The organism is Sphingomonas alba, assembly GCF_023516555.1.
GTDB classification, from domain to species: domain Bacteria; phylum Pseudomonadota; class Alphaproteobacteria; order Sphingomonadales; family Sphingomonadaceae; genus Sphingomicrobium; species Sphingomicrobium album.
Genome location: NZ_JAMGBD010000001.1, coordinates 1,101,697 through 1,113,818, shown reverse-complemented (window position 1 = coordinate 1,113,818; position 12,122 = coordinate 1,101,697). Strand labels below are relative to the sequence as shown.

Sequence of the window (12,122 nt, the reverse complement as noted above, 5' to 3'; positions counted from 1 at the left end):
AATCCAGGATCAGCCTTCAACCCGATCACGGACCAGCCGGAGGCGAAGCAGGAGTGCCAACCCCACAAACAGTGGGAATAGCGCTATTTCCATAGACTCCCTTATCGAGCTGCCGCCTTCCAAAAGGCCGAAAGCCGCGATCGCCAGCGACAGCGCGATGAGCACCATCCCGATGCGCAAGTCGTTGGTGCCGGCCGGCGCCGGACGGTCCGCGTCCATCAGCAGTTCCGGATCGATCGCCGTCCCCTTCTTCACCGCCTCCCGTAGCGTCTTCTGGGTAATGTGCGTCCTGAGGGTCCGCAGCAATTGCGCTGCAACGAACGCGACGACTGCGCCAATGGTGATGAAACCTGCAATATCCGCTTCCATGACTGGTCCTTTCGCTCTTCTGAGCAATAGACGCTGCGGATCTGGGCTTTGGATGAGCCCCGCGGAAATAATTATCCGCCGCTGGTGGTCAGTGCGACGACCGAGGCCGTGACGCTGATGACGATAAGAATGATCAGAAGGGCGACAAACCCGTTTCCCGGTTGCGCTTCTTTCACATTGGTCTCATCCAGGTAATAGAGCCCGGAGCGGGCTTCCCGCACCTCGCCCTTAGCCAGCAAGTCGGCAAGCGCTTCTTGGGCCTCGTCGGCCTCGACTTCGACCGAGCCCGGCATTTGCATGCTGGTGGCGCCCGCCCCCTGCAACTGCTTGATGATCTTCTGCCTCGCGGCCTGCTTCTGGGCGGACGCAGCATTGATCGTCGTCATGGGCACCATAAGCAAAAGTCTCCCGTCTCGGCATTCTAGCCGATGGGCAGATGCGGAACGAGTCCGCATGGCTAGCGATTGAATCCCCCCGGCAGCAACGGAGGCGAGAATGGCGGCGCGGCCGATATGGCGTGGACAGATCAGGTTGGCGTTGGTCTCGATCCCGGTCGAGCTCTATTCGGCGACCCGGAGCGGCGCGACGATCGCCTTCCATCAAATCCACGAGCCGACCGGCAAGAGGATCAAATATGAGAAGGTCGTGCCCGGCATCGGGCCGGTCGACCGCGACGAAATCATCAAAGGCTATGAGGTCTCGAAGGGCGAATATGTCCTGCTCGAGCCCGAAGAGATCGAGAACGTCAAGCTGGAGAGCCGCAAGACTCTCGACCTCGTCCAGTTCGTCGATTCAAGCGACATCGATCCCATGTATTTCGACAAGCCTTATTACGTGGTGCCGGCGGACGACCTCGCGGAAGAGGCATTCGTCGTTATCCGCGAGGCGCTTCGGCAAGCGAAGAAATACGGCATCGGCCAGTTGGCGATGCGCGGCCAGGAATATGTTGTAGCGCTGAAGCCCTGTGGCCGCGGCATGCTGCTGGAGACACTTCGCTATGCTGACGAGGTCAACAAGGCCCAGGGCTACTTCCGCGACATCGGCGACACGAAGCCAGACGAAGACCTGCTCGATATGGCGACAAGCCTGATCGACAAGAAGGCGGGCAAGTTCGACGCCAGCGAGTTCCACAACCGTTATGTCGACGCGCTGAAGGGCCTTATCGCGGAAAAGCGCAAGAAGAAGGGCGAACTGGTCATCCAGGATCCGGACAAGGGACCGCCCAAGGGCTCCAACGTCATCGACCTGATGGCCGCGCTGAAAAAGAGCCTCGGCGGTGATGAGGAAGAGCCAAAGAAGAAGCCGGCAGTGAAGCCTGCCTCGGCCAAACCGGCGCCGCGGCGGAGCACGGCGAAGAAAGCCGCCCCAAAGAAGCGCGCAGCGGGAGGGCGGCGCTAGGTCATGGCCCGCAAGGTTCCCCTCGATATCGAGACCTACAACAAGAAACGCGACTTCTCGAAGACGAAGGAGCCAAGAGGCCGCAAGCTGAAAGGCAGGGGCGACAGCTTCGTCGTCCAAAAGCACGATGCCTCGCGCTTGCACTGGGATTTCCGGCTGGAGCTCGACGGCGTGCTGAAAAGCTGGGCGGTACCCAAAGGACCCAGCCTCGACCCGGGCCAAAACCGGCTCGCCATGCGGACCGAAGACCATCCGCTCGACTATGGCGGGTTCGAGGGCACTATTCCCAAGGGTGAATATGGCGGCGGGACGGTCATGCTCTGGGACCAGGGCCGCTGGATTCCCGAACCCGGCAAGGACCCCAGCAAGACGATCCAGGAAGGCCATCTCCACTTCGCTCTCGATGGCGAGCGGATGAAAGGAGAGTGGGTGATGTTCCGCCTGAAACCGAAGCCAGGAGAGAAGGCCGAGCCGTGGATGCTGAAGAAGATCACCGATGACTTTGCCAAGCCCGAAGAGGGCGATGCGCTGGTTGAGGAATGCGTGACCAGCGTCACCACCGGGCGGACCATGGCCGAGATCGCCGCCGGGGCCGACGTGTGGCGCTCCGATCGCGGCCGGCAGAAGGGCGGCCGCGCCAAGAAAAAGGCCGGCGCCGGACCGCCGAAATTCCAGGCGCCGCAGCTGGCGACATTGGTCGACGAAGTGCCGACCGGCAGCGGCTGGCTGCATGAATATAAATATGACGGTTATCGGCTCCTTATCGCGACGGCTGGCGGGGCTGCGACCGCTTTCACCCGTAAGGGCAATGACTGGAGCGATAAGTTCCGATCACTCGTTAAAGCTGCCTCGGCATTACCAGCCGGATGCCTGATCGACGGCGAGGCCGTGGCCCTAAATACCAACGGCAAGCCTGACTTTCAGCTCCTCCAGGCGAGCTTCAAAGGCGGGAAGGCCGACCTGGCTTTCTACGCTTTCGACCTGCTCGTCGATCGCGGCGAAGACATCACCAAGCTGCCCAACGTCGAGCGCAAGGAGCGCCTGGCGGCGTTGCTCAAGTCGGCGAGCCATCCGATCCTCTACGGCGACCATGTTATCGGCAAGGGCGAGGCCCTGTTCGACGCCATTTGCAAGGAGGGTGGCGAGGGAATTATCTCGAAAAAGGCCAACGCACCTTATTCCGGCACGCGCTCCCGTAATTGGCTGAAGATCAAATGCATCCAGCGGCAGGAATTCATCATCGTCGGCTGGCAGGAAAGCGACAAACGCCGCGGCTTCCGCTCGCTGCACCTGGCAGTGAAGGAGGGCCGCAAGCTTACGTACGCCGGCAAGGTCGGCACCGGCTTCGACACCAAGATGATTAGCGACCTCATCGCGACGATGAAGCCGCTGGAGGTCGATGCACCGCCGCTCGAGGTCCCACGCTCCGCCCGTCGCGGCTCGCACTGGCTGCAGCCCAAGTTGGTCGGCGAGGTGGCGTTCACCGAATTCACGACTGCTGGTACTTTACGGCATCCGAGTTTCATCGCCCTGCGCGATGACAAGAGCGCGAAAGAGGTGGTCCGCGAAGTGCCCAAGCATCTCGCCAAATCCGAAGCCAAGGGAGACCGGCCGACCGCCGAGGCGCTGGGTATCCGGGTCACCAACCGCGACCGCATCATCTTCGACGCCGACAAGCTGACCAAGGGCCAGCTCGCCGATTATTATGCCGCCGTCGCCGACCTGATGATGGTCGACAGCGCCAACCGGCCAATCAGCCTGGTGCGTTGTCCACAGGGTCGAGGAAAGAAATGCTTCTTCCAGAAGCATGACAGCGGCAGTTTCGGCCCGGACGTGAAGCATGTCCCGGTCAAGGAAAAGAACGGCGCAACGGAGGATTATCTCTACATCGCCGACCCCAAGGGCCTGCTGACCCTGGTGCAGATGGGGACGATCGAAGTGCATGGCTGGGGCAGCCGGGTGAAGCCGCTGGAGAAACCGGACCGCCTGGTTTTCGACCTCGATCCGGATGTCGGCCTCGACTTCGCCGACGTCCGCGCCGCGGCGGTGCGGCTAAAGGCGCTTCTTGGCGACCTTGGTCTCGTCAGTTTCCCGATGGTGACCGGCGGCAAGGGCATTCACGTCATCGTGCCGTTGGACGCAAGTGTGGCATGGCCCAAAGTCAGCGACTTCGCGGAACGCTTCGCCCGCGCCATTGCCGAGGCCGAGCCGCAGACCTTCACCGCCAACATCCGCAAAGTGGCGCGGCAGGGCCGCATCTTCCTCGATTGGCTCCGCAACCAGCGCGGCGCGACGGCGGTCATGCCTTATTCGGCAAGGGCCCGCGACGGCGCCCCCGTCGCCGCTCCCATCGCCTGGGAAGAGCTGGACGACATCAAAAGCGGCAACATCTTTTCCATCCTCGACGCCGACAAGCTGATCGAGCGTGCGTCGTCGAAGCTGCTCGCCGGCTGGGGCGAAGCGAAGCAAAAGCTGCCGAACGCCTAGGGTTTGCTTTCGACCCATTGCAGACAATCTTGACTGTCGTAATGTGAGCATGTGGTCGCCGAACCAGCACCTACGGCGTTCGCGCTGAGCAACCTGCCGATCCCGCACCGGGAGCGGGCAAAGCAGATCCTCGCAAACCATCCCGAGGTTCGGGCGCTCTTCAAGCGCGACCGACGGTCGGCTCTGTGGACAATATTGCTCGTCGCCTTGCAATTGGCCATCGGCGTTGGCCTTACGGTCCTCGGGGCGCACTGGTGGATCATCATCGTCGCGGCCTATGCGGTCGGCGCTTTCGCCAATCATGCACTGTTCGTGCTGATCCACGATTACTCGCACAACTTGGTATTCAGGACCGCGAACTCCAACCGTCTTGGCGCAATCTTCGCCAATGTCGCCATTGTCTTCCCGGCCGCGATCGGCTTTCGAAACTACCATCTCCTTCACCATTCCTATCTCGGCACACCGGGGCTCGACGCCGACGTGCCGACACCCAAAGAAGCGAGTTGGGTCGGCAACAGTCCGTGGCGCAAGACTGTGTGGCTCGGCATGTTTTGGGCAGTGCAGGGCCTATTGCGTCCAACCACCGTAAGGGCGATCCGCCGCGTCGACCGCTGGGTAGTGATCAACGCCGTCGCGATGGTCGGGGCCATGGCGCCTGTCATCTGGTTCTTTGGGTGGTGGCCGGTCGCCTATCTGTTTGCCTCGACTGTCTTCGCCCTCGGCGTGCACCCCGTGGGCGCGCGATGGATCCAGGAGCATTACATGTTCAAGGATGGGCAGGAGACCTATTCTTATTATGGCCCGCTCAACAAACTATCGTTCAACATGGGCTACCATAATGAGCACCATGACTTTCCCCACGTGTCGTGGTCGCGGCTTCCGGCCGTCCGCGCGGCTGCACCGGAGTTCTACGATCACCTCTATCACCACCGGTCGTGGACCAGGCTCCTATTCCATGTCCTCTTCAGCCGTGACTTCCGGCTGCACAACCGCATCGTGCGTCCGATGCCGGAGCGCATGAAAGATGCGGCTGCCGCCTGACTAACGGCCTTTTTCGGCCCGCTCCTTTGGGCTTTAGCGAAGGGTCGCGTGCCCGCTTGCCTCAAAGTTCCGCGAACCTGTCTGTCGCCCGCACCAGTCCGTCGAGCACACCGGGTTCGCTGTACAGATGACCGCCGTCGGGGACGATTTGCAGGTCGACTTCGGGCCATGCCTTCTTGAGCGCCCAGGCGGCGCGGGGCGGAGTGCAGCAATCGTGACGCCCTTGGACGATGATTCCCGGAATGCCGCGCAGCTTTTCCGCCGCCGCACGCAGCAACTGGCCGTCGTCCAGCCAGCCCTTGTGGATCATGTAATGGTTCTCGATCCGGGCGATGGCGACCGCCTTGTGAGGCTCGGCGAAGTCATCGATCACGGCCGGGTCGGGAAGCAAGGTGACGACATTGCCTTCCCAGACCGCGAAGGCCTTGGCGGCGGCGAGCTGGATATCCTGGTCCTCGCTGGTGAGCCGCTTGCGATAGGCGGTGAGGAGATCGCCGCGCTCGGCCTCGGGAATAAAGCCGGCGAAGTCGTCCCACTTGTCCGGGTAAAGCGAGGAGGCGCCGCCCTCCTTGTAGAGCCAGTCGAGTTCATATTGGTCGAAGAGGAAGATGCCGCGCAGCACCAGCTCGGTGACGCGATCGGGATAGGTGACAGCGTAGCAAAGGCTCAGCGTCGACCCCCAGCTTCCGCCGAACACCTGCCATTTCTCTACCTCCGCGACTTGCGTGCGCAGATTCTCGATATCCGCGACCAGGTCCCAGGTCGTGTTGTTGTCGAGGCTGGCAAAGGGTGTCGACTTGCCGCAGCCGCGCTGGTCGAACACCAGGATCTTGTATTTCTCGGGATTGAACTGGCGGCGGTGGCTCGGGCTGGAGGCGCCGCCCGGACCGCCGTGCAGGAAAACGACGGGTTTGCCGTCGGGATTGCCCGATAGCTCCCAATAGAGGCTGTGACCGTCGCCGACGTCCAGCATGCCGCTCTCATAAGGCTCGAACTCTGGGTAGAGGGTGCGGCGGTCATTGGTCATGCATTCACTCCCGACGTCCGATCATGGCGGCAACCGCGGCACGGGCCGGCTGCAGCAAGCTTTCGAAATAGGCGAAACGCGGGTGGGGGACGAGCGGGAAGAAGCTCATCGTTGCATTGGCTTCGAACAGGACGACGCGGCCGTCCTGCGCAATGCCAAAGTCCATGCCAAAGAAGTCGAGACCCATGCGCTCCTTGACCGCATTGAAAACCTTATGGACCGGCTCCGGAAAATCGCCCTCCAGCCGCCGCAAGAGGTGCAATTCCTGTTCGATCAACTCGGGGTGCGACAGCATATAATGCCTGGCGCGCACGTGGACGTTCCAGTCATCCTGGGCCACCGAATGCCGGAGGATCGTCCGGCCGCCGAGGGACCAGAGGCGGCTCTTGCGATAGAGGCCGTCGGCACTCCTGAAATCCACGAATTCGATTAGCAGGAATTCGCCCTTGCCACTGCAGGCCTCGTCCAGCTGCTGCGGTGTTTCGACGAGGCCGACGATCTTGCCCATGTGCGAACCGGCAAGGCGGACGATGATCGGGAAGTCGAGACCCTGGCGCCCGGCGGCGGCGACCGCTCCTCCAGGCTTCGGATTGCGAAGCCGCAGAACCTTCGGCACCCGCAGGTTGTCGATGCCGCCGAGACGCTTCGCAACCTGGTCGCGGCTCGACCGGAGCACTGCCTCGGGACGATTGACGACACGTCCCTTGTAGCCCTTGAGGAGTTTGCGAACTTTCTCGAGTGTTTTCGGGTGCTGGTCAGGATCGGTGACCAGGTTGAGGACGCAGTCGTAGCGCGCCGGATCGGGCGGCGGGCCTTTGACGAACTGCTTGCTGAGGTTGACCTGATCGACGGCCATGCCCTCCGGCAGAAGTCGATAGATGTCGGAATTGCCGCTGACGCGATATCCTTCACCCTTCTCCCTGGCCTCGACATCGCTGCCGTGGACGATCAGCAGAGGCGAGGTCCGGGCGCCGACAGCAGTGAAGTCGTAGGCCCAGGGATTGCCCATCAGCCCTAGAAGCTGAGCTCGTCGTAGATGTGGCGGACATCGCCGCCCCATTCGTTGCGATACTTGTCGAGCAGCCGGTCGGCGGGCGTGACTCCGGTCATGACGACTTCGCGCAGCGGATCGAGGAAGCCGCCTTCATTGTCGCCGCTGGCGTTCAGTTCGGCGCGGGCGGTGAGACCGGCCGAGGCCATGTCGAGCACCTCGCGGGCGAGGTCATGCATGGTGCCGCCGCCGGGGATCGGCGCTTCGAGCGCCTGCCGGGGAACTGCGTGACGAAGAGCTTCGCGCTCCTCGATCGTCCAATGCTTGACGCGGTCCCAGGCCGCGTCGAGCGTTGCCGGATCGTAGAGCAGGCCGACCCATAAAGCGGGAAGGGCGCAGATTTTGCCCCAGCGCCCGCCGTCGGCGCCGCGCATTTCGAGAAAGCTCTTCAAGCGAACTTCCGGGAAGGCGGTCGAAAGATGATCGATGAAGTCGCTAAGGCGCGGCTTCTCGCCGGGCAGTTGCGGCAATTTGCCTTCGAGGAAATCGCGGAAGCTTTCGCCGGCGACGTCGATATATTTGCCGTCGCGATAGACGAAGTACATCGGCACATCGAGCGCGTAGTCGCAGTAGCGCTCGTAGCCGAAACCGTCTTCGAAGACGAAGGGCAGCATGCCGGTGCGCGCCGGGTCCGTGTCCTCCCAGATGTGGCTCCGGAAGCTCTTGTAGCCGTTGGGTTTGCCCTCGGTCAGCGGCGAGTTGGCAAAGAGCGCTGTCGCGACTGGCTGCAGTGCCAGGCCGACCCGGAATTTCTTCACCATGTCCGCCTCGGACGAATAGTCGAGGTTCACCTGTATGGTGCAGGTGCGCAGCATCATGTCGAGGCCGAGCGTGCCGACACGCGGCATGTGGCGCAGCATGATGTCGTAGCGGCCCTTGGGCATGATCGGCAAATCGGCGCGGGCCTTGTCCGGCCACATGCCGAGGCCGAGGAATCCAAGACCGAGGCGGTCGCCGATCGTCTTGCATTGTTCGAGGTGGCGGCCAGCTTCGGCGCAGGTTTCGTGCAGGTCCCTGAGCGGCGCGCCCGATAGTTCGAACTGGCCGGCGGGCTCCAGGCTGATGGTGCCGTCGGGGCCCGACAGCGCGATGACCTTGCGGTTCTCCTCGATCGGGCGCCAGCCGAACTCGGTGAGGCCCATCAGCAGGTCGCGGATGCCGCCGGTCTCGTCCCAGCTCGGCGCGCGATGGTCGGCGCAGCGATAGACGAATTTTTCGTGCTCCGTGCCGATCCGCCAATTCTCGCGCGGCTTCTCACCGCCGGAAAAGACGGACAAAAGGTCCTCGCGGCCCTCGATCAGGCGATGGCTCGCCGGCGTGTCATCGGTTCGGGTTGTCATTCGTGGGCGCGCTTAGCGCCAGTCTCCGGCGAGCGCCATATAGGTTGTGACGACGGCCAGTGCCGCGGTTTCAGCGCGGAGGATACGGGGACCAAGGCTGATGGCGACGGCATTGGGCGCCGCGCGGATGGCGTCGCGCTCCTTGTCGGTGAAACCGCCTTCGGGGCCGGTCAGCAACACGGCGGGGCCGGGCTTGATGGCGTGGAGGGCAGGTTCGCCGCCGCTTTCATCGGCAAAGTAGAGGGTGCGTTCGGGGTCGCGACCCTTGAGGAGAGTGTCGAGCGTGATGGGCTCGGCGATGTCGGGGACGGTGGTGCGGTTGCACTGCTCGGCGGCCTCGATGGCGATGGCTTCCAGCCGCTCCAGCTTCACACGCTCGACGATGGTGCGCTTCGTCGTCACCGGCAGAAGCCGCGCGATGCCGAGCTCGGTCGCCTTTTCAACCATCCAGTCGGTTTGGCTGCGTTTCACCGGCGCGAAGGCGAGCCAGCAATCGGGAACGGCCTCCTGCTCGCCGCTGCGGCGCTCGATGCTGAGCGTCATGCGCTTCTTGCCGGCGTCAGTGACGCGGGCCAGCCATTCCCCAGAAGCGCCATCGAACAGCAAGGCTTCATCCCCGGTCTTCAGGCGCATGACATTGCCGAGATAATTGGCCTGTCCGGAATCCAGCTCGACCGAAATGCCGGGGCCAAGCGGCCCGCCGACGAACAGGCGCGGCAGGCTTTTCGGCGGCCAGGCGGGGGTTGCGGGCATCGGCGGACACTAACAACATTCGTCACCGCCGCGAAAGCGGTTACCCGGAAGAGGTAGAAAACCAGGTTCCCGCTTTCGCGGGAAGATGAGGTTCGTCCGGACGAATTTCTTCAAGAATGAAGCATGCGCCCGCCTTACCCTCATTCGAGGACCATCTAACCTGTGCCCTAATCTCTCCCATTCGCGGGATCGCGAGCCTCAGTTTCTCACCAATGGCGAACGCGGCATCCGCCAGGATCAGGCATCCATTGTACGAGATGTTGCGAATGGTGACCCCCAGACTGGTTCCGTCTAATCGGAACGCAAGCGCCGCGACATTCACCTCATGCCGGTCGGCACGCTTAATCAGACTATCCAACGCGATTACGCTACTCATTGGTCCCCCCAACACGGTCCAATATCTCCTGTTTAATTTGCATCAATAAACAGGAAGTTAATGCCAGAATAGGTTGAAAGCGGGTGCCGTCCGGACATTTCGCGGGATGACAAAAAGGGGGAGGCCGCGAGCCGAATGTTCACAATGTTCGCGCTGACGGAAGGTCAAAGTTCGCTAAAGTCGCCCTCACAGCGCGTGCGTGCTCGCGGGCGCGCATGCGAGAATGTGCAGATCATAACGATGCGAATGAGCCATTGGCTCGGTTGCACAGCCGCGTAGCCGTAGGACAGGAAAATCCTCCAGGAGCGCGAAGCGGACGATTCGATAAGCGGCGCTTATAGGCGTCATCGGAGGATTTGTTGGGCCGCAATTGTGCAGAGCCGTATCGCGACCCGGGGATAAGAAGGAACGGCTGATATGGCGCTGGTTACAATCGACGTGGTCAAAGGCATTTTCACCGCCGACCAGAAGAAGGACATGATCGAGAGGGTGACGGAAGCCATGATTTCGGTCGAAGGCGAAGCCATGCGGCAAGTCACCTGGGTGAAGCTCAACGAGATTGACCATTGGGCTGTTGGCGGCCGGCTGTTGAGCCCGGAGATTGTTCACGCGCAGATGGCTGCAACGCCAAAAGCGGCATGACCCGCTTCACCGGGTGAACGGTCAGCCGCATGCGTTTGGGACGATGCACGACCGCATGGATTCCCTGGCTCTGGAAGAGCTCGACGACGCGATGCGGGAGTTGAGCCGGAAGCGTTAGGGTAACGACTTTCCCTACCAAAACGGGGGGTCGTTACCCCCGTTACCTTTGCTCCAAAACGGGATTGGAGAATCGACGCTGCGAAAGAGCCGAGGGCGTCGTGACATAGCCCTGTGGCTGTAGGACAGCGAATTCTAGTGGCAGGTTTGGGTGGAAAGCGGACACTAGCTTTGCCACAAAAGACTAATGACTAAGAACGAGCCAGACATGGTAACGGTGCGTGCCGTGGTGCGTTTTCTTTCAACCGCCGAAGGGGGACGCAAAGGCCCCATATTCGGTAGTTATCGCCCCAATCATAACTTCTTTGGACCCGACGACCGCCAAATGACAGTGGGGTTTATCGAACTGCCCGATGGTGTTGAGGTCCATCCGGGACACTCAGTTGAAGCATCAATCACGCTATGGTGGTGGCCAGCGCTCGAAGGGCAAATCTATCCGGGTAGAGAATGGCGCATCCAAGAGGGTTCGCGCCTTGTCGCTGTTGGCAAGGTTCTAGAGGTTCTCTGATCGCGCGCGCTTAGTGTCCGCAATGGGTCGAAAGCGGACATTAGCGACAAGATGAATCCCGTCCGCTAATCGAGCCGCGTGACTGCTAGTACTGAAACCGTCCCTGACAGTGAACGCCGCGGGCTGATCGGGGCCTTGCCGCCTCGGCTGCGGCCGTACGCGTCGCTGATGCGGGTGGACCGGCCGATCGGGACATGGCTGCTCTATTGGCCCTGTGCATGGAGCGTGGCGCTGGCGGGGGTGCAGGGGCGCTGGGACCTGTTTCTGTGGCTGGCGCTCGGTGCGTTCGCGATGCGGAGCGCGGGGTGCGTCTATAACGACATCGTCGACCGCGACCTCGACCGGCAGGTGGAGCGGACGAGGCTGCGGCCACTGGCGAGCGAACGGGTGAGCCTGAAAGCAGCTTGGGTGCTGACCATCGGCCTGTGCCTGGTCGGGCTGGTGGTTCTGCTGCAGCTGGAGCGGACGGCGCAATATGTGGCGCTCGGCAGCCTGGCGCTGGTTGCCGCCTATCCCTTCATGAAGCGCATCACCTGGTGGCCGCAGGCCTGGCTGGGGCTGGTGTTCAGTTGGGGTGCTTTGGTCGGCTGGCCGGCGGTGACGGGATCGATGGACCTGGCGCCGGTGCTGCTGTGGCTTGGCAGCGTCGCCTGGGTGATCGGTTACGACACGCTCTATGCCATCCAGGACATGGAAGACGATGCGCTGGTCGGGGTCCGGTCGAGCGCGCGGCGGCTAGGCGGCAAGGCGGCGCTGGGCGTCGGGATGTTCTACGCGCTGGCTCTGGCCGGATGGGGCGCGGCACTATGGCAGGTGAAGCCGACCTGGCTGGCACTGGCTGCTCTTGTTCCGGCGGCCATCCACCTCGCCAACCAGGCGTTGCGGGCCGACCCGAAGGACGGGGAGGCAGCGCTCAATCTGTTCCGGTCCAACCGGTGGTGCGGCGCGCTCGTGTTTTTCGCGATGCTCGTGGTGGGGTTGAGCGCGGTCCGTTGAGCGCCTAACCCGCGCCC

13 protein-coding genes are annotated in these 12,122 nt (G+C 62.3%); 6 read left to right on the top strand and 7 right to left on the bottom strand.

Annotation, left to right across the window (positions count from 1 at the left end):
- Nucleotides 1-9: 9 nt before the first annotated feature.
- Complete coding sequence (locus tag LZ536_RS05875; protein ID WP_249847358.1) at nt 10-369, bottom strand: DUF6249 domain-containing protein; 360 nt, start codon at nt 367-369, stop codon at nt 10-12.
- Between the two features lie 71 nt (nt 370-440).
- Nucleotides 441-755 (bottom strand): hypothetical protein, encoded by a 315-nt coding sequence (locus tag LZ536_RS05870; protein WP_249847357.1) that lies wholly within the window; start codon nt 753-755, stop codon nt 441-443.
- A gap of 109 nt (nt 756-864) precedes the next feature.
- On the opposite strand from LZ536_RS05870, the gene ku reads away from it, so the two are divergent.
- Genes ku through LZ536_RS05855 form a run of 3 tightly spaced genes read left to right on the top strand, consistent with a single transcriptional unit; the run spans nt 865 to nt 5,295 of the window.
- Nucleotides 865-1,767: a non-homologous end joining protein Ku gene (ku, locus tag LZ536_RS05865; protein WP_249847356.1), complete on the top strand. Its 903-nt coding sequence runs from the start codon at nt 865-867 to the stop codon at nt 1,765-1,767.
- 3 nt (nt 1,768-1,770) lie between these two features.
- Nucleotides 1,771-4,254, top strand: coding sequence for a DNA ligase D (ligD, locus tag LZ536_RS05860; protein WP_249847355.1), 2,484 nt, complete (start codon nt 1,771-1,773; stop codon nt 4,252-4,254).
- Nucleotides 4,255-4,305: 51 nt separating this feature from the next.
- On the top strand, nt 4,306-5,295 hold the full coding sequence (locus tag LZ536_RS05855) for a fatty acid desaturase (RefSeq protein ID WP_249847354.1): 990 nt from the start codon (nt 4,306-4,308) through the stop codon (nt 5,293-5,295).
- Between the two features lie 61 nt (nt 5,296-5,356).
- Here LZ536_RS05855 and pip read toward each other — a convergent pair whose 3' ends face one another.
- The 5 genes from pip to LZ536_RS05830 are packed head-to-tail and all read right to left on the bottom strand — an operon-like array spanning nt 5,357 to nt 9,842.
- Complete coding sequence (gene pip / locus LZ536_RS05850; RefSeq protein ID WP_249847353.1) at nt 5,357-6,322, bottom strand: prolyl aminopeptidase; 966 nt, start codon at nt 6,320-6,322, stop codon at nt 5,357-5,359.
- A 4-nt stretch (nt 6,323-6,326) separates the two neighbouring features.
- Nucleotides 6,327-7,331, bottom strand: coding sequence for an ATP-grasp domain-containing protein (locus LZ536_RS05845; protein WP_249847352.1), 1,005 nt, complete (start codon nt 7,329-7,331; stop codon nt 6,327-6,329).
- 5 nt (nt 7,332-7,336) lie between these two features.
- Complete coding sequence (locus LZ536_RS05840) at nt 7,337-8,713, bottom strand: glutamate--cysteine ligase (protein WP_249847351.1); 1,377 nt, start codon at nt 8,711-8,713, stop codon at nt 7,337-7,339.
- A gap of 12 nt (nt 8,714-8,725) precedes the next feature.
- Complete coding sequence (locus LZ536_RS05835) at nt 8,726-9,466, bottom strand: 16S rRNA (uracil(1498)-N(3))-methyltransferase (RefSeq protein WP_249847350.1); 741 nt, start codon at nt 9,464-9,466, stop codon at nt 8,726-8,728.
- Nucleotides 9,467-9,506: 40 nt separating this feature from the next.
- On the bottom strand, nt 9,507-9,842 hold the full coding sequence (locus tag LZ536_RS05830) for a PilZ domain-containing protein (RefSeq protein ID WP_249847349.1): 336 nt from the start codon (nt 9,840-9,842) through the stop codon (nt 9,507-9,509).
- A gap of 417 nt (nt 9,843-10,259) precedes the next feature.
- Here LZ536_RS05830 and LZ536_RS05825 point away from each other — a divergent pair, with 417 nt between their 5' ends.
- From LZ536_RS05825 to ubiA, 3 genes are all read left to right on the top strand, one after another.
- Nucleotides 10,260-10,484: a tautomerase family protein gene (locus LZ536_RS05825; RefSeq protein WP_249847348.1), complete on the top strand. Its 225-nt coding sequence runs from the start codon at nt 10,260-10,262 to the stop codon at nt 10,482-10,484.
- A gap of 304 nt (nt 10,485-10,788) precedes the next feature.
- Nucleotides 10,789-11,109: a hypothetical protein gene (locus LZ536_RS05820; RefSeq protein ID WP_249847347.1), complete on the top strand. Its 321-nt coding sequence runs from the start codon at nt 10,789-10,791 to the stop codon at nt 11,107-11,109.
- Between the two features lie 78 nt (nt 11,110-11,187).
- Nucleotides 11,188-12,105: a 4-hydroxybenzoate octaprenyltransferase gene (gene ubiA / locus LZ536_RS05815; protein WP_249847346.1), complete on the top strand. Its 918-nt coding sequence runs from the start codon at nt 11,188-11,190 to the stop codon at nt 12,103-12,105.
- Nucleotides 12,106-12,122: the final 17 nt, after the last annotated feature.

Coding starts and splice junctions, on each gene's coding strand:
- ligD (WP_249847355.1), top strand. CDS start 1,771: ATGGCCCGCAAGGTTCCCCTCGATATCGAGACCTACAACAAGAAACGC.
- LZ536_RS05840 (WP_249847351.1), bottom strand. CDS start 8,713: ATGACAACCCGAACCGATGACACGCCGGCGAGCCATCGCCTGATCGAG.
- LZ536_RS05870 (WP_249847357.1), bottom strand. CDS start 755: ATGACGACGATCAATGCTGCGTCCGCCCAGAAGCAGGCCGCGAGGCAG.
- LZ536_RS05820 (WP_249847347.1), top strand. CDS start 10,789: ATGACTAAGAACGAGCCAGACATGGTAACGGTGCGTGCCGTGGTGCGT.
- LZ536_RS05825 (WP_249847348.1), top strand. CDS start 10,260: ATGGCGCTGGTTACAATCGACGTGGTCAAAGGCATTTTCACCGCCGAC.
- pip (WP_249847353.1), bottom strand. CDS start 6,322: ATGACCAATGACCGCCGCACCCTCTACCCAGAGTTCGAGCCTTATGAG.
- LZ536_RS05830 (WP_249847349.1), bottom strand. CDS start 9,842: ATGAGTAGCGTAATCGCGTTGGATAGTCTGATTAAGCGTGCCGACCGG.
- LZ536_RS05875 (WP_249847358.1), bottom strand. CDS start 369: ATGGAAGCGGATATTGCAGGTTTCATCACCATTGGCGCAGTCGTCGCG.
- ku (WP_249847356.1), top strand. CDS start 865: ATGGCGGCGCGGCCGATATGGCGTGGACAGATCAGGTTGGCGTTGGTC.
- LZ536_RS05845 (WP_249847352.1), bottom strand. CDS start 7,331: ATGGGCAATCCCTGGGCCTACGACTTCACTGCTGTCGGCGCCCGGACC.
- LZ536_RS05835 (WP_249847350.1), bottom strand. CDS start 9,466: ATGCCCGCAACCCCCGCCTGGCCGCCGAAAAGCCTGCCGCGCCTGTTC.